16 protein-coding genes and 1 tRNA gene are annotated in these 16,005 nt (G+C 71.2%); 2 read left to right on the forward strand and 15 right to left on the reverse strand.

Going from position 1 to position 16,005, the window contains the following annotated elements; translation table 11 throughout:
- Positions 1 to 14 precede the first annotated feature (14 nt).
- From ACIBIW_RS17475 to ACIBIW_RS17515, 9 genes are all read right to left on the reverse strand, one after another.
- Entirely contained in the window at positions 15 to 1,025 is a 1,011-nt protein-coding gene (locus ACIBIW_RS17475) for a beta-ketoacyl-ACP synthase 3 (RefSeq protein ID WP_399336948.1), read from the reverse strand.
- Complete coding sequence (locus ACIBIW_RS17480; RefSeq protein ID WP_399336950.1) at positions 1,022 to 2,044, reverse strand: VlmB-like protein; 1,023 nt, start codon at positions 2,042 to 2,044, stop codon at positions 1,022 to 1,024. The genes ACIBIW_RS17475 and ACIBIW_RS17480 overlap by 4 nt, the downstream gene beginning before the upstream one ends.
- Positions 2,041 to 2,610, reverse strand: a complete 570-nt coding sequence (locus ACIBIW_RS17485; protein WP_399336952.1) for a flavin reductase family protein — start codon at positions 2,608 to 2,610, stop codon at positions 2,041 to 2,043. Before ACIBIW_RS17485 ends, ACIBIW_RS17480 begins: the two co-directional genes overlap by 4 nt.
- Positions 2,607 to 3,125 (reverse strand): hypothetical protein, encoded by a 519-nt coding sequence (locus ACIBIW_RS17490; RefSeq protein WP_399336954.1) that lies wholly within the window; start codon positions 3,123 to 3,125, stop codon positions 2,607 to 2,609. The genes ACIBIW_RS17485 and ACIBIW_RS17490 overlap by 4 nt, the downstream gene beginning before the upstream one ends.
- A 10-nt stretch (positions 3,126 to 3,135) precedes the next feature.
- A complete protein-coding gene (locus ACIBIW_RS17495; RefSeq protein WP_399336956.1) occupies positions 3,136 to 3,627 on the reverse strand; it encodes a type II toxin-antitoxin system RatA family toxin in 492 nt (163 codons plus the stop codon).
- Between the two features lie 6 nt (positions 3,628 to 3,633).
- On the reverse strand, positions 3,634 to 4,953 hold the full coding sequence (locus ACIBIW_RS17500) for an aspartate aminotransferase family protein (protein WP_399336958.1): 1,320 nt from the start codon (positions 4,951 to 4,953) through the stop codon (positions 3,634 to 3,636).
- Positions 4,950 to 6,089 (reverse strand): acyl-CoA dehydrogenase family protein, encoded by a 1,140-nt coding sequence (locus ACIBIW_RS17505; RefSeq protein WP_399336961.1) that lies wholly within the window; start codon positions 6,087 to 6,089, stop codon positions 4,950 to 4,952. The genes ACIBIW_RS17500 and ACIBIW_RS17505 overlap by 4 nt, the downstream gene beginning before the upstream one ends.
- A gap of 70 nt (positions 6,090 to 6,159) precedes the next feature.
- The gene (locus tag ACIBIW_RS17510; protein ID WP_399336963.1) at positions 6,160 to 7,758 is read right to left on the reverse strand and encodes an aldehyde dehydrogenase family protein; all 1,599 of its coding nucleotides are present in this window, start codon (positions 7,756 to 7,758) and stop codon (positions 6,160 to 6,162) included.
- Between the two features lie 164 nt (positions 7,759 to 7,922).
- Positions 7,923 to 8,011, reverse strand: a tRNA-Glu gene (locus ACIBIW_RS17515).
- A gap of 331 nt (positions 8,012 to 8,342) precedes the next feature.
- Here ACIBIW_RS17515 and ACIBIW_RS17520 point away from each other — a divergent pair.
- Entirely contained in the window at positions 8,343 to 8,549 is a 207-nt protein-coding gene (locus ACIBIW_RS17520; protein WP_399336965.1) for a hypothetical protein, read from the forward strand.
- Between the two features lie 55 nt (positions 8,550 to 8,604).
- On the opposite strand, the gene ACIBIW_RS17525 is transcribed toward ACIBIW_RS17520, so the two are convergent.
- Both ACIBIW_RS17525 and ACIBIW_RS17530 read right to left on the reverse strand, forming a co-directional pair.
- Positions 8,605 to 10,107, reverse strand: a complete 1,503-nt coding sequence (locus tag ACIBIW_RS17525) for an MmgE/PrpD family protein (protein WP_399336967.1) — start codon at positions 10,105 to 10,107, stop codon at positions 8,605 to 8,607.
- The gene (locus ACIBIW_RS17530) at positions 10,104 to 11,099 is read right to left on the reverse strand and encodes a diacylglycerol/lipid kinase family protein (protein WP_399336969.1); all 996 of its coding nucleotides are present in this window, start codon (positions 11,097 to 11,099) and stop codon (positions 10,104 to 10,106) included. Before ACIBIW_RS17530 ends, ACIBIW_RS17525 begins: the two co-directional genes overlap by 4 nt.
- Positions 11,100 to 11,328: 229 nt before the next feature.
- Between ACIBIW_RS17530 and ACIBIW_RS17535 the strand changes: the two genes are divergently transcribed.
- Entirely contained in the window at positions 11,329 to 11,697 is a 369-nt protein-coding gene (locus tag ACIBIW_RS17535; RefSeq protein ID WP_399336971.1) for a nuclear transport factor 2 family protein, read from the forward strand.
- A 177-nt stretch (positions 11,698 to 11,874) separates the two neighbouring features.
- Here ACIBIW_RS17535 and ACIBIW_RS17540 read toward each other — a convergent pair whose 3' ends face one another.
- The 4 genes from ACIBIW_RS17540 to ACIBIW_RS17555 form a co-directional block, all read right to left on the reverse strand.
- Positions 11,875 to 12,981, reverse strand: a complete 1,107-nt coding sequence (locus ACIBIW_RS17540; RefSeq protein ID WP_399336973.1) for a cytochrome P450 — start codon at positions 12,979 to 12,981, stop codon at positions 11,875 to 11,877.
- Between the two features lie 294 nt (positions 12,982 to 13,275).
- Entirely contained in the window at positions 13,276 to 13,992 is a 717-nt protein-coding gene (locus tag ACIBIW_RS17545; RefSeq protein WP_399336975.1) for a TetR-like C-terminal domain-containing protein, read from the reverse strand.
- 167 nt (positions 13,993 to 14,159) lie between these two features.
- Positions 14,160 to 14,948 carry a thioesterase II family protein gene (locus ACIBIW_RS17550; RefSeq protein ID WP_399336977.1) on the reverse strand — a complete coding sequence of 263 codons (789 nt, stop codon included), beginning with the start codon at positions 14,946 to 14,948 and terminating at the stop codon, positions 14,160 to 14,162.
- Positions 14,945 to 15,994, reverse strand: a complete 1,050-nt coding sequence (locus ACIBIW_RS17555) for an LLM class flavin-dependent oxidoreductase (RefSeq protein WP_399336979.1) — start codon at positions 15,992 to 15,994, stop codon at positions 14,945 to 14,947. Before ACIBIW_RS17555 ends, ACIBIW_RS17550 begins: the two co-directional genes overlap by 4 nt.
- Positions 15,995 to 16,005: the final 11 nt, after the last annotated feature.

Genomic DNA, 16,005 nt, shown 5'->3' on the forward strand with positions numbered 1-16,005 from the left:
GGGTGCCGCCTCTGTCAGCCGGCCTTGACGTCCGGCCAGACGGCGGTGGCCGCTCCCCAGGCGAGGCCCCCGCCGAACGCGGTCATCAGGAGGCGGTGTCCGGCGGCGAGGGTTCCCTCGGCCGCGCTCTGGGCAAGCAGGAGGGGGATCGAGGCGGCCCCGGTGTTGCCGACCCGCTCGATGTTGGCGAGACGGCGCCCCTCGGGGATGTTCAGCTCTTCCCCGACGGTGGCCAGGATCCGTCCATTGGCCTGGTGCGCGGCGAGCCGGTCAACGTCGTCGAGTTCCCAGTCGGCGGCGGCGACGGCGGCGCGCGACGCCTCGGTCATCCGGTGCACCGCGTGCCGGTAGGTTTCCCGTCCCCGCATTCGGAAGTACGGGTCGCACGGCGCGGCACCCGGCCCCGGGAAACGCCGACGTGAGCCCCCGTCGGGCACCTGGATGAGATCGCCGAGCGCGCCGTCGCTGCCCAGTACGACACGTCCGACGGCACCGGGCTCCGCCGGATCGCCGGCGCGCAGCACCACGGCCCCCGCGCCGTCGGCGAAGATCACCGCGGTCGAGCGGTCGGCCGGGTCGATGAGAGTGGTGAAGGCATCGGCCGCGATCAGCAGGACGCGGCTCGCCGCACCCGCGGCGATCAGCCCGGCCGCCGTGGCGAGGCCGTACAGGAAGCCGGAGCAGACGGCCGAGACGTCGAAGGCCGGGACAGGACCGAGATTCAGCCGGGCGGCGATCTCGGGCGATGTGGCGGGGCAGGGCCTGTCCGGCGTCGTGGTGGCCAGCACCACAGCGTCGGCGGGGGCGCCGTCGGCCGAGACCAGCGCACGCGCGCCCGCCTCGACGGCGAGGTCGGAGGTCGCCGTGCCCGGGTCGATCATGTGTCGGGCGGCGATTCCGGTACGGGTGCGTATCCACGTGTCGGAGGTATCGAGCACGGCCTCCAGATCGCGGTTGGTCACCACACGCGGCGGCACGTACCCACCGATGCCGCAGATGACGGCCGTGGGCGCTGAAGCGCTCATCCCGTGCGCCCCGCCAGGCTTTCGAGCACGTCGAGCGGCAGCCCCATGTACTCCATGCGCACGGCGGCCATCTCGTCGGTCCAGCGCTCCGCCATGTCGTAGCGCTCGTCCGGGCCGGTGTCGAGCATGCGCACGCCCGGCCAGATCTCGTAGTCGCCGATGAGGTCGGCGTGTTCGGCCATGCCCTGCTGGAACAGCTCCTCACGGTGGATGACGAACTCCCGGTCGGGGATCTCGTCCCACAGGAGCACCCCTTCGCGGATCACGTCCAGGACCCGTTCGCGCTCGTCGGGCCGGGCACGCAGATGGTCGCGGAGGATGGTGCTCGCGACGGTCAGGTGCCGGATCTCGTCGATGGCGGTGCCCCGGGACACCTCACCGGTCGCGGGTGACAGCGGAGTCCACTTCCGCTCGCTGAGTTCGGCCGCGGGGGCGAGTACTCCCTCGATGACGATGGCGAACACCGCGACGGCACCGGCGAAGTAGGAGTCGTCGCGCACCACGCGCAGTGTGAAGTCCTCCACCGGCTTCAGGACTCGGCGCCGGTAGTCGGCAGCCATGTCGTCGATGTCACGCAGCAGCGTCGCGGCAGGCCGCCCCAGTTCCACCAGGTGGTCACGGAAGACCCGCGAGTGCCTGGCCTCGTCGAGCAGCTGAGTGGAGTAGAACTCCATCTCGGGGATGCCGGGGGCGATGGTCACGTAATGGCCGAGCAGCCGGGTCGCGACCTCCTCGGCGAGGCTGCGGAAGCCGAATTCCAGGGCCAGCGCCTCGTTCAGCGGCCCTGGCCGGGCGAGGAACTCGGGCACGGTGGCCGACTCGTGGTGCCCGGTGGTACCGCGATCGCGCAGTGTCCCCTGGGCCACGGAGGTGATCCAGTACGGCAGGTCGCAGTCGGCAGGGCCCAGGTTGAGATGCATGGCGCCGTCCAGGAGTCCGGGCGCGGTCTCCCAGTCCGCCTCGGGGGCGACGGGGCCCACAGCGGGGGCGGCTCCCCGTGGGGACGCGGTGTCTGTCATGAGGACTGCTCCTTGGCGTCGGAGGACAGGGCGGGTGCCTGGCCAGGGCTCTTCGGACCGGCAGCGGCGGGACGCAGGTCGCCGGCACACAGCTCGCCCGCGTAGCTCAGCAGGGGCGCCCCGCCGCCGCGGTCCACACGGACCACATGGCCGAGCACCACCTCGTGGTCACCGACGACGCAGGTGCCGGAGAGCCGGCAGGCGAAGTGGGCAAGCGCTCCGTCAAGCAGCGGCGCCCCGGTGTAAGGGTCGGGCCGCCAGTCGACGGTGGCGAACTGCAAGGAGCCATAGGGGCGGTTGGAGGAAGCGAACCAGCGGGCGAGGTCGGCCTGTCCGCCGCCGAGCACGTTGACGGCGAACCGGCCCTCGGCCGCCGCGAGCCCGGCCAGTACCGACCCGGCCCGCAGGGCGGCCGCGATCAGCAGCGGCCGGTGGGACACCCGGGTCAGTGTGCTGACCGTCGTACCGTGCTCGTGGCCGTCGTGGTGGGCCGTCAGGACGGCGACCGGCGCCGCGAGGTGCTGGGCGAGGAGCCGCGGATGCGGCGTCCTGGTCAGCGACTTCATCGGGCCGCCCGGGCGGAGGCGGGCAGGTGCCCGACGGGGACCGGCTCGGTGCTGTGCCCGGCCTGCTTGGGGTGGGGCAGGCCGAGGTCGTCGAGCAGCCGAAGGTAGCCGACCTGCCGCACCGGTTCGAAGGGCAGCGCGAACGGTTTCATGAAGTTGCCGAACAGCCCCCTGTCACCGAAGAGATGGAACGGCAGCAGGAGCAGTGCCCACTCGGGCCGCACCAGCCAGCACCACAGCGCGGCGACGGCACCCTGCGTGATGAGGCTGTGCATGACGTTGTAGAGGACGTAGTACGCCTTGTGGATGGGGTGGCCGCCGCCGCGCCGGAAGGCTATGGCGCCGGGTATGTAGCCGATCAGGTCGATGTAGAGGAACAGCCCGATCGCGGGGAGCCAGCGGATCTCGCCGATGTTGGCGATGATCAGGCCGGTGCTGACGGCCAGTCCGACCAGGTACTCGGCACGGTGCAGGGCGAAGGTCCTGGGGGTCTCGAAGGGGTTGGCCTGGTCCATGGGGGATCTCCTATGCGGTCGCGACGGCGTTGGGAGCGGAACTGCCGGGGTCCGTGTCCCCGGCGATCTCGGTGCCGGGGAACATCCCGGCGACGGCCCAGGCGATGGTTTCCCTGATGACGCGGTCGGCGATGGGGTCGAGGATGCCCTCAAGGCTCGGGATGCCGAAGTCGAAGTCGGCTTCGAAGTGGACCAGGACGTCGTCCCGGTCCTGGGCGAGGCGCCACGTGCCGGAGAAGGAGTCGAAGTCACCGTCGGTCTGTTCGAAGTCGATCTCCAGCCGCTCGGGCCGGAACCTCTCCTCTTCCGTCCAGCGCAACAGGCCGCTCCGGAAGTGGAGTTCCCAGCTTGAGCTGCCCGTGTGCGCCGGGAAGGCGGTGTGCACGGTGGCGGACTCCACGTGCGGTGCCAGCTCCGGGTAGCGCTCCCAGCGCAGGACGTTCTCGAAGACGTCCCCGGCCTGCCGCGAGCGTACTCGGGCGTTCAGTTCGACGTGCCGCACGACTGCCTACCGCCTTCCGGGAAGTTTGGCCGAGCCGCTGACCAGCGCGCGGGTGGCCCTGTCGAAGGAGTCCAAGAGCACGTCCACATCCCGTCCCGTCAGGACGGCCGGGGGCGTGAACCGGACGACGGAGCTGCCGTTCATGGAGTGGTTGGCGACCACTCCGTGGTTGAACAGCTCGATGAGCAGTTCGCCCGCGAGGCCGGCCTCCGTGAGTTCCACACCGATGAGCAGGCCCCGGCCGCGTACGTCGACCAGGAGTCCTGGCAGGTTGGCGCGGGCGATCTCGGCGATCCGGGGCAGCAGTGCGGCTCCCAACTCGGACGCCCGGGTCACCAGCTCCTCCTCGCGCATGGCGCGGACGGCACCCTGCACGGCGGCCATCAGCAGCGGTTGCCCGGAGAAGGTGGCAGTGTGAACGTACGGGTCCTTGTCGAACGGGCGGAACGCCTTGCGGGTGGCCACGGCCGCCGAGACGGGGACCACACCGCCGCCGAGCGCCTTTCCGGTGAGCAGTACGTCGGGTACGACGCCCTCGGTGTCGGCGCCCCACCAGGAGCCCAGGCGGCCGAAGCCCGACTGGACCTCGTCGAGGACGAGGAACCCGTCGTGGGCTCGTACCAGTTCCTCGACGCGCTTCAGGTATCCGTCGCTCGGGATGACGACACCGCCCTCGCCCTGCACCGGCTCCACGATCACGCAGACCTCGCCGGGGTGTGCCGCCAGCTCCGCCTCAAGGGCGTCGGCGTCGTCGAAGGGGAGATGGATGAAGTCGGGCACCAGGGGCCGGAAGGGGCGCTGGTACACCTCTTTGGCGGTGGCGGACAGGGCGCCGAGCGTCTTGCCGTGGTAGCCGCCGGTCATGGAAACGGTGCGCTTGTACCCGTGTGCCCTGGCGAGTTTCAGACCCGTCTCCACCGCCTCGGCGCCGGACAGGGCGAAGTGCACCCGGTCGAGCCCGGGGGGCATCACGGAGACCAGCGCCTCGGCGGCGAGCGCGACGGTGGGCTCCAGGAGGATGCGGGTGGCGACCGGGTGGGTCCGTAGCTGCCGTTCGACGGCCTCCATCACGATGGGATGCCGGGCGCCCATGATGAAAACGCCGTAGCCGCCGGCGTTGAGGAACCGTTCGCCGTCGCTGGTGGTCAACCAGGCGCCGGAGGACTCGACCTCCATGTGGGTGCCGAACAGCTCGGCCAGGGTGGCCCTGCCCTTGCTGAGGTGGGCGCGGTAGAGCTGGAGGATGTGCTCCTCGCCGCCATGGGGCTCCGGGGTGCCCCGGGGTCCTTCGGGGGCGGAGGCCGAGGCGATCTCGACGGTCGTCATGACAGCTCCAGGTGTCCGCCGGTGAACCAGGTGAGGAGCGGCTCCGAGGCGGCGGCACGTCCCGGCGGGTGGAACGCCAGAGCGCGCACGGCGGTGGCGGTCCTGGCGTGCTCCCCGGAGCGGATGAAGTCGATCCCGCCCAGCAGTTCGAGGGCCTGGTCGGCGGAGCGGGACAGCAGTTCCTGCACGGCGTAGCGGGCGGTGAGGACCTGGGCGACGGCTTCCTCGCCGTCCAGTCCCGCCGTTACGGCGCGGGCGGTGCCCTCCAGCAGTCCGAAGGCCGCGTCGACGCGCACGGCGAGTTCGGCGCGTTCGGTCGCTGAGCCACGCTCCCGCTCAAGCACCCGCTCGGCGAGCAGCGTCACCGCGCCCACGTACCCCGCCGAGATCAGCAGCTCGAACCAGATGAACCCGGCGGACTGAAGGTCGTCAAGGCGGCCCGGGTCCTCGGGGCTGGTACGGATGACCAGTTCCTCGGGGACGAACACGCCCGCGAGCCTGACCTCGTCGCTCTCGGCGGCCGCGAGTGCCTCGCCGCCCCAGAAGGGGTGCACCGACAGTCCTTCCGCGGGCACCGTGACCAGCGCGAGGGCCAGTTCCGGGGTGCCGTCGGCGCCGGGAACGGCGATGCTCGCGGTGAGCAGGTCCATCGAGCGGGACAGGCTGCACGGCTTCTTGGCGCCGTCGAGCAGGTATCCGCCGGCAGTGGGGGTGGCCCGTACCGACGGGACCAGGATGTTCTGCTGGGTACGGCCCTCGGCCCAGCCCGACGCCATGAGCAGCCGACCGGGGGCGATCTCCCCCAGCAGTTCCAGCTGTGGGGGGTTGAGCCGACCGGGCTGGAGGGCGAGTGTGTAGAGCATCGCGGCGGTGAAGTGGTGCATCGCGGCAGCCGCCGACACCGAGGGGGAGAGCGCCCCCAGGGCGCGCTGGACGCGTACCGCCTCCAGCGCGTCCGCCCCGTGTCCGCCGTACTCGCGCGGGATGAGCAGTCCGGGTCCACCGTGGGAGCGGAAGAGGTCGACGGCGGGGCTGCCGGGGGCCTCCCGGTGGTGGTGGGGGATGTTCTCCAGAGCCTTCAGCAGTCCTGGATGGGCCTGTTCGCAGAATTCTCGGGCACTGTCGAGGGAACGCATGGTGAGTCCTTTGGCGGAGTCGGTGCTCGGGATCGGACGCGGGCCCGGGGCGCCTGCCGGGTGACGCCGGTCAGGAGCCGAAGACGGTGTCGACCGGGCTGATGCCGCGGGCGATGCTCACTCCCTGGAGGTGCGAGGTCTTGAGCATCGGGTAGTTGGCCTCGCCAAAGGCGCCGCCGGTCAGACCGGTGCCGCCGTGGCTGGGCAGGTAGGGCAGGAAGCCGATGTGCGAGTCGTTGACCTTCAGCAGCCCGCCGTTGGAGACTCGGCCGACGAAAGAGTCGATGACCTGCTCCGACGAGGCCCACAGCGAGTTGCGCAGCCCGTAGTCGTTACCGTTGACGAAGTGGATGCAGCGTTCGAGGATGTCGGCGTCGTCCCCCTCCTCCGCGACCACCATGGGCAGCAGGGGGAAGAACGTCTCCTCGGCCACGATGTCGTAGGCGCGGGCGCCGATGAGGCCGTTGACCTTTACCACGGTCGGCTGGAGGAAGACCCCAGTGTCCGACGGGGTGCCGTCGAGTTCCGTACGTCTGCCGCCAGTGATCAGCTCGCCGCCGCGTTCCAGGGCCTGGTTCAGCAGGCCGAAGAACCGTTCGCTGCGGCGTACCGGGGACAGCAGTACGTCCGGGTCGTCGGGATAGCCGGGCCGCACCTCGGCGGCGCGCGCCCGCACCTCGGCGATCAGCGCGTCGGCGACGGCGGGGTGGACGAGGACGCAGTTCGGCACCATGCAGATCTGCCCGGAGCCGTAGAACGCCTCGCACAGCGCCTGGGCGGCGTTCGGCACGTCCGCGTCACGCCACACCACGATGGTGTCGTTGCCCGCGAGTTCGAGGATGGGCTTCTTGCCGGTGGCCACGCAGCTCTGCTCGAAGAGCAGCCCCTCCTTGCTCCCGCCGATGTAGAAGATGTCGTCGATCAGCGGGTCGGCGAGCCAGCGGTCCAGGGTCTGCTTGGGATTGCCGCAGATCGCGTTGAGGACGCCGGGGGCCGCACCCACCTCGTCCAGCAGTGGGCCGAGCACGTCGCGCATCAGCCACATGGTGCTCAGCGCGATGGAGCGTGGGGCCCGCACGACGACCGAGTTGCCGGCCATGAGAGCGAGGACGGCCAGGGCCGCGCTGGGTGCCGGGGCGTTCTGCGGCGGGTTGAAGGCGACGACACCGTCGGGGGCACGGCGCACGATGAGCCGACGGGCTCCGTGCTCGAAGGCGGTGTGCATCTGCTGCCGATACCAGCCGAGGCTCTCCTCGCTGTACACCTGAAGCAGACAACTGAGTTCCCAGCGGGCGAGTTTGACCGGGTGGGCCTCGGCCACCAGCATCTCCAGGAATTCGTCCTGGCGGGCGAGGAGTTCTTCGCGGAAGAGGGTGCCCAGGCGCATCCGCCTTTCCAGGGGGACGGCGGCCCACGCGGATGCGGCAGCCGCCGCGGCCTCGGTGGCCAGGTCGATGGAGCTGCCGGTGGCGACGGCGCAACGTCCCACGACATACGGGTGGTTCGCGGCCTCCGCCTGAGGGTCGCGCTCAAGTTCCCGTTTCAGGCTGACGCTTGTGAAAACGTCCTCAAGCAGGGAACGAGAGCTGACCGTGTAGACCCAGCCGTCGCCTTCGACATCCTTTCCGGCAATATAGAGCTTGTAGCTGAGCAGCTCTTTTTCGCGCATTCTCACGCCTCCCCGTCCGATCCGGCTCGCGGCAATATTCGCAGCCGACCCTGACCGGGCACTGACGGCCTACTGATTACAGCGGCCCCGGGAAAACAGGGAGAGGCCGCCCACCTCTCGGTGGACGGCCTCTCCCGCCGAGCCCTCGCACCTGGCTCGCAGGGCGGAGAGGGCAGGATTTGAACCTGCGTGGGCCCTCAGACCCGACCGGTACGAGTACCGGACCCCGATAAGCCGCTCCGGGCACCTCTCCAAGTGTTCGTTCCGGATTTCTCCGTCCCGTTCACGAGTACTACATTGCCAGATCCCCCTGATGGCGCTCTGATACGACACTGACCGCCACCTGACGCGTTTTCCGGCGCCCCGCGCCACCGTTTTTCTGCTGTCCCCGACAATTCCGTGTGCTGTACTTTGGCCTCGGCTCCCCCGCCGTCCCTGTGTCGCGTCGCGGCACCCGGCGGCGAAGAATGCGGGCCATTTCCCGGCTGCGCACACGCCTTTCCGGTACCCCGGCCGAGCACTTCCCGTACCTCCCGCCGGGCGCACACGTCACCGCGCTTCCGGAACGAACCGAGGAGTGAGTCATGTCGGACCGACACGGGTCGACCGAAGCCCTGCGACAGACGCTTGTCCAGTTCCTGATGGAGGCCATTGGCGCACCGGACGACGACGAGATCGGCCGGAACATGGCGGAGACCGTGCGTGAGGCGGCGCGTGGAGTGGCACTGGCGGCCGCGGTGCCGCCGGCGGCCGTACGGACGGCGCGGCAGGGGGCGGCAGGTCGGGAATAACCCACCGCCCCCCTGTGTCCGTCCGCCGGTGCGGGGCGTCTCGCCCCGCACCGCCTCAGTCCTGCCCCAGCGCCCGTTCCACGAGCAGGGACACCTCGGCGGGCGAGAGTCCCTCCAGGCGCGCGCAGAGCCGGGCGGCTTCCGGCGGGCCGCCGGTGGCGCGGAACTTCCCCTCGACCAGCCCGCGGTGCGCGGCGCGGGTGTCCGGGCCGGCGCCGCCGACCGGGATGTCCTGGCGGGCCACGGCCTGACGGCCGTCCCTCCATCGCACCGTCAACCGTGAGCCCGTGTACTTCGTGGCGTCGGTGAAGGTCTCCTCGGGTGCGCCGAGTACGACGCGTGCGGCGGCGTCCGGCCCGGCGAACGAGGCCAGCCAGGGGGCGGCACGCTCCCCGGCCCGTCTGATCGCGGCGCCGACCGGCGCTGTCCCTGACAGCAGATCGTCGGTCATCCCGGAGTCCTCCACCAGCCGGACCCGGGACGCCAGTCGCCAGCGGCGTGGATCGCCGCTCGCGGGAGCGGAGAAGTCGGCCACAGTCAGGTCGCCGGTGAGCAACGCGGTGGCGACCGCGTACGGGACCGACAGGGGCAGCACACCAGGAGGCGTGTCGGCCCCGCCCCCGTGCTCGGCGGCGAGACGTGCGACATACGTGGTGTAACGGGAGGTCTCGACGACGATCTCCGCTATGTCGTCGCCGGTTTCGAATCGGGCGGCCGGCATCTCGCGGCGCAGGCGCAGGGCGCAGTCGACGGCGGTGTCGACGCCGGGCCCGCCGGGGCGGACCTTGAAGGACAGCGTGTCCGTGTGCCAGCGTTTGCCGAGCCCCGCCGTGATCTCCTCGGGCAGCGGGACGGCCGCGAACCGGGCGAGGAAGCCCTCGGGGTGTTCCAGGATGTCGGGGGGCGCTGTGAGTCCGGCGTCGGCGGCGGCGCAGGCGTCCATGGCGGAGCGCACCGGGTTGAGGGCGGTGAGCAACCGGGCGTCACCGCCCAGGAAACCGTGCATCAGGGTCCAGGGCGGCATGGTGAGGGCGAGCCCGGTGGCGTTGGCCCACGTACCGACGTCGGCCCCCGAGCAGTGCATCCGGCCCGCGACGGCACCGACCAGGCTGGTGTGGGCGGCGGTCTGGCCGCGGAACGGCCCGAGGGTGGCGGCCGCGGTGACCCGGGCGGCGCACTCGTTGGCGGCGACCACGGCTGTCAGCAGCGCGGCGCCGTCAAGTTCCAGCGAACGCGCGTAGGCCAGCGGGACGGCGACGGTCGAGTTGGACAGATGCCCCGCGTAGGCGGTGTCGTCGAGGTTGAGCCATGCTCCCAGTCCGGCAAGTACGGCGGCGGCCCGCGCCGGTTCTGGCTGCGAGTACGAACCGTAGGCGGTGACGAGTCGGCGTCCCCCCGGGTGTCCGAGGCCGGCCCGGATCGCGGCGAGCTGCGAGAGGACCTGGCTACGGGCCAGCGACGTCACCCGCTCGGGCAGGTGGGACAGGCGCAGGGTCGCGGCCCAGGCCGCGAGGTCGGTGAGCAGGCCGGGCGGCGGGTGCGCGGGGCCGGCGGTCACCGGCCGGCCTCGGCCGCGGCGGCCCCGGCCCGGGGCGCGGGGGCGGCGGACCGCGGCTCGCACAGCACGGGGAGGACGCCGGGCAGGACGTCGAGGGTGGCCTTCGTCCCTTCGTACGGGACAAGTTCCCCGTCATGCTCGAAGCACAGGGGCCGACCGTCGGTGCGTTCGACCACGACCGTGCGACCCGTCCGGTATACGGTGCCGGGCCGCTCCAGGTGCCGCCCGGTCCGCAGCAGGGCCGGTACCTGGACAGGGTCGGTGCCCTCGCCCACCACGCAGACGTCGAGCAGCCCGTCGTCGAGCACCGAGTGCGGCAGGACCGTGTACTGCCAGGCGCGGTGGCGCCCGCCACCGACGTTGACGAACATGGTTGCGCCCTCGTGCGCGACGGTGCCGTCGACGGTGACCCTGCCCTGGTAAGGGGTGTACGAGGCGGCGGCCCGCTCCAGTCCGGCCTGGAGTCTCGCCCGGCCCCGCTGGGGCACTCCGCGGGCGCCGCGTAGCACTTCGGCGGTGAGACCGGTGCCCGCGCCGAGCACCACGAGCGCGTCCAGTTCGCCGACGCGGGCCAAGTCGAGGCGGCGCAGTGCGTTCCCGGGCGCGCCCAGGGCCTGGTCGACGGCTTCCTGCCAGGGGCGCTCTCCCCAGTACGAACGGTATCCGGAGTTGCCGGTGCCGGCCGGGACCACCAGCAGGGCCGCTCGGTCGCCCGGCGCGCCGTCGGCCATCAGGCCGTTCACCACTTCGAGGACAGTGCCGTCCCCGCCGACCGCGACGACGACCCGCAGGCCGTCCCCGGGCGGCCGCCCGACCACCTCGCGTGCGGCCTCAGTGGCGTCTCCGCGTGCGGTGGTGCGCAGCACGGTGACCCGGGTGTGGCGACCACAGCGGGCGGCCACCTCGCGCACGAGTTCCTCCCCGACGGTGCCGGCCGCCGGATTGGCGATGACCGTGCACTCCTCCAACTCGGTGACGACGGGCTCCGCCATGACTTTGCTCCTCTCCGGGGGTTGCTGTGCACCCAGGCTCCCGGCCGCGGCTGACCCGCACCTGACGCGGCCCTGACGGCGAGTCCGGCAGCTCTCAACGCCACGGCCGGTCCACGCCCATTTCCGCACGCCGCGCATTACCCCGCAGGTAATCGACAGAACGACCGGGTCGGTGAAACGCTTTTCCGGTGCGGACGCGACGCCGTCGTGCAGCCCTTTTCTCTGGAGGATGAACGTGAGCATCGACAACGGTTTCGTGGAGCGCTACATCGCCGCCTGGAACGAGCCCGACCCCCAGCGCCGCAGCAAGGCGGTCGCCGAGGTGTGGCACGAGGACGGCAGGTACGCGAACACGGGCCGCGTCTTCAAGGGCCGGGCGGAAATCGAGGAAGCGGTGACCGAGGCGTTCGACGACTTCGTCGCCAAGGGTTTCGCCTTCAAGCTGAACGCCTATGCGGGGCATCACGACGCGGGCCGTATCACCTGGGACATGGTGCCCAGGGACGGCGGTGACGTCGTGGCCCGCGGCACGGAGTACCTGATCCTCGCCGAGGACGGCCGGGTGATCTCCGACCACCAGTTCCCCGAGGAGATCTGAGGGTCCGGAGAGCGTGATTCCGGTGCTGTCGGATTCCGTCCCCCGCGGCCCGACGGCACCGGACACCGGAGGGCGGGTGACCGGTTTTCCCCGGTCACCCGCCCTTTCCGGTGCTCCCGCCCTTTCCGGTGCTTTCGCGCGGCCCTCACCGAGTGGACCGGGTGCGGGGCGCGGTCGTCACCAGGTGACGGGCAGATGCCGGACCCCGTGGAACACGGTTCCGGTGCGGAACACGCTGTCGGGGTCGTCGGCTGCCAGGCGCAGGGTGGGGAAACGCCGGAAGAGGGTGCGCAGTGCCAGGTCCATTTCGAGCCGGGCCAGCGGGGCGCCCTGGCAGTAGTGCGGTCCGTTGCCCCATTGCAGGTGTTTGCCGCTGTCCCGGTTCAGGTCGATACGGTCCGGGTGCGGGAAGACCGAGGGGTCGTGGTTGCCCGCGGGGATGGAGATGACCACGGCGTCGCCCTTCTTCATGACCACCCCGCCCATCTCCATGTCCTCAAGCGCCTGACGCACGATGGCGTCCTGGGAGATCGACCAGTAGCGCATGGCCTCCTCCACGTACTGCGGGATCAGCGCGCCGTCGTCGGCGAGCACCTCGGCGCGCAGGGCGTCGTCAGTGAGCAGGCTGAGGATGTTCAACGCGATCTGGTTCGTCGTGGTCTCGTGCCCCGCGACCAGTACCAGCCGTGCGATGCCGACGAGTTCGTCGAGCGTGATGTGCCCGGTCGCCAGGTGGTCGACGGCGAGCCGGCTCATCATGTCGTCCCGGGGGGCGTGTCGCTTGCGTTCGGCCAGGACACCCAGGTACTCGGACATCTCTGTGTAGGCCGCGTAGGAACGCTCAGGGTCGCCCTGGGAGATGGTGACCCGGGTCTTCTCCACGAAGTACGGCGAGTCCTCGTCGGGGACCCCGAGGAGTCGCGCGATGACCAGCGTGGGCAGCTTGCGGGAGAACACGTCCTGAAGGTCCGTCGGCCGGGGCTTTCCGGCCAGGTCGTCGAGGAGGTCGTCGATCAGCTTCTGGATCGTCGGCCGCAACCGGCGCACCCGGCGGGCGGTGAACTCGGTGGCGATCAGCCCCCGAAGCCGCGCGTGCTCCGGGTCATCCATACGCAGGAAGGAACCGGGCTTCTGGCTGGGGTCGACCTGAATCCGTACGGGTGCCCCGGGCAGGGACTCGTCCGCGCTGAGCCTCGGGTCCATCAACGCCCGGCGGACCTCCGCGTACTTGGTGACCAGCCAGGCACGCCTCGACTGCGCCGCGCCCGCGGGTATGCGGACCACGCAGGGAGGCTCCTCGCGCACTTCGGCGAGAATTCCAGCCGGGCATCCGGACTTCGTCCGGGGAAAGGGCCAGTCCAGAACCTGGTCCGCTGATTCGAGCATCACTCGTCCCCTATCCTTGGCTTTCCTCGGAGTTTCGGAGTTCCGTGGATTTCCTGGGAGTTGCCTGGAAGTTCCTGGTGAACTCCAGAGGGTGAAGCCCTACTATCCCGGCCGGCCCTGACCGGCCACTGACCCGTTGCTGACGCACCAGGCGCCCGGTGGAAAGCGCCCGGCAGCGCGGCTCAGGCGCGGTCAGCGGGTCAGACCGACGTACATTCCCATGGCCGTCGCCGCGTGGGTGAAGAACGCCGCCGGGTCCGCGGCGACGCCCGCGATATGACCGTTGACCTCGAAGCCGACCATGCCGTGCAACTGGGTCCACATGATGAGCATGCGGGCGACGACGGGGGTGGGCAGTCCGCTCAGCAGCCCGTCGGCCAACACCTGGGCGGTGCTTTCCATGCCGGGGGACAGCGCGAGCCCGGGGACGTGGTCCATGGCGAGTTCGCCGTCCCGGGCCGCCTCGCGCACCAGGCCGACGAGTACGAGCACGGTGCGCGCGCCCGCCGCCATGGTCTCCGGGGGAGCGCTGTAGCCGGGCACGGGCCGACCCCAGATCAGGACGTACTCCTCGGGGTGGTCGAGTGCCCAGCCTCGTACGCCCTCCCAGCAGGCGGTCCAGCGTTCCAGCCGGCCGGCGCCCGCCTTCTGGGCCGCGGCTGCGGCCTGCTCGGCGCTGTCGCCCATGGCCTGGTAGGCGTCCAGGACGAGCGCCGTCAGCAGGCTGTCCGGCTCGGGGAAGAGCGGCCGGGTACGCTCCGGGTCGAGTCCGGCGTCGCGGGCGACCCCGTCCGGTTCCATATCCACGTGCTGACGGGCCGCGAGGCGGTGCACCGCCTCGGCCTTCATGCGGGCGACGGCCGCGTCGAGGCTGTCCTGGTGGAGGTCGTTCGCGTGGGAAGATGCCATGGTCAGGACTCTTCCAGACGTGCTTGACCGAGTCGATTACGTGCCAGGTAATCCGCCCGGTGTCGCTCATCCGCGGGTGCCGGCTCGGGAGGTGTCGCGCACGACGACGCGCCGCCCCCGTCGGGAGGTCGGCGCGTCAGCAGGCCGTCGGGGAGCCCCGGCCGGAGTCAGCCGGCCTGTTCGGCGTACCGGTGCAGATGGCGGCTGAAGTCGGCGGTGACGGCCAGGGCGTGCTTGTCGATGAAGAAGTGGCCGCCGGAGTACTCACTGTGCCCCAGGTACTGGGGGGCGCGCGGCACCCAGGAGGCGAACGCCTCCGCCTCCTCCATCAGCGGGTCGGACCTGCCGCCGTACGAGACGAGCGGGCAGGGCACGGCAGCGCCGTCGTCAACGCGCTGGGCAGCGACCGACAGGTCGGCGCGGAGCGCCGGAATGACCATCCTGAGCATCTCGGGGTTGTCGTAGATCTCCGCGGGAAAGGAACCCAGCTTCTTGATCCAGCCGACGAGTTCCTCCTGCGGCATGCCGATGTGTTCCCTGGTGGGGTTGAAGAAGCCCTCGGGCGCCCAGCCCGACATGCCCAGCAGGACGGGTCCCGGGACCCCGTCCTGTGCCATCCGCACCGACAGGTGGTACGCGAGCTGCGCACCGAGGCAGTGCCCGAAGAATGCGTAGGGCCGGTCGTCCACCTCGGCGAGCAACACGTCGTAGAGCCCGTCGAGCAGCGGCTCCCAGGCCGTGTACGCGGTCTCGTCCCCCCTCTCCTGACGGCCCGGCAGGGTCACGGCCTGCGCGGCGATGTCGGGCGGCAGCAGGCCGGGCCAGTCGCGGTAGATGATCGCGCCGCTGCCGGCATGCGGGAAGAGGAAGAGCCGAATGGGGGCCTCGGGCGGCACGTCGACCGGGTGGAACCACTGGCCGTGCGTGGAGACCTTGCTGGCGATGGAGTCGCTCATGGGTTTTCCTCCGGTCGGTCGGGGGGTGCGGGGACGAGGGCACGCAGCGCGGGCAGCACGACCTCGGCGATTTCGTCGACATGGCGCTCGACGCCGAACGAGCCCACGCGCAGCACCAGGTGGCGGGCGCCTGCGGTGACGTATCCGGCCAGCCACTCGGCGCAGTCCGCGGCGCTGCCCCAGCCGTATGCCTGGAGTGACGCCATCGCTTCGAGCGGGCGGCCGTAGTAGCGGCGCAGGTACGCGTCGAGTTCGCGGCGGGCGGCTGTCCGGTCGTCGTGAGGGGAGATGGTGGCGTACAGCGCTGGTGTCACGGAGCCCTCGGGGCGATCCGTCCGCGCCAGGTTGTCGCCGATCCGCCGCCACGCGGCCGCGTACTGCCCGGCGGTGGGCAGAAACGGAAGCCAGCCGTCGTACTGGCGGGCGACCCGGCGCAGTACGGCGGGCGTGTCGCTGCCCGCCAGCCACAGCGGTGGTCCGCCGGGCCTGTGCGGCGGAGGCAGCCGGTCGAGGCCCCCGGCCTTCCAGTACCGTCCGGCGAAGTCGCCGGGGGCGCCGGTGCGGGTGCTGTCCCAGGCCCGCCGCCACAGCGCGGCCGTCTCGTCCAGGCGGCCCACGCGGGTGGCGAAGTCGGCTCCCGCGGCCTCGAACTCCTCCTGTGTCTCGGGCAGTGGGAAGCCCGCGCCGAGGCCGAGGATCAGCCGGGACCTGGCCATGTGGTCGAGGCTCGCAGCCATGTGGGCGCCGATCAGCGGCTGCCGCAGCGCGGCGGTGAGGGCGGCGGTCCCCAGGGTGACTCGTGTGGTGACCGCGGCCACACCGGCGAGCACGGTCATGGGTTCGAGACGTGGCCGGGCGGTCAGCGAGTCACCGGCCCAGACGGAGTCGAAGCCGAGTTCCTCTGCCCTGCGGGCGAGTTCGAGAAGGGGGGCGGCCGCGAAGGTGCCGGTGATGGCCTGTTCCCTGGTGGGCAGCAGCAGGCCGATGGAGAGCGGCTCGGAAGCCGGTGAACCTGCCGTCGGCCGGGCGGTGGTGGGCCCGCTCATGGGGGCTTCTC

The sequence above is a fragment of the Streptomyces sp. NPDC050560 genome (genome assembly GCF_044457285.1).
Taxonomy (GTDB): domain Bacteria; phylum Actinomycetota; class Actinomycetes; order Streptomycetales; family Streptomycetaceae; genus Streptomyces.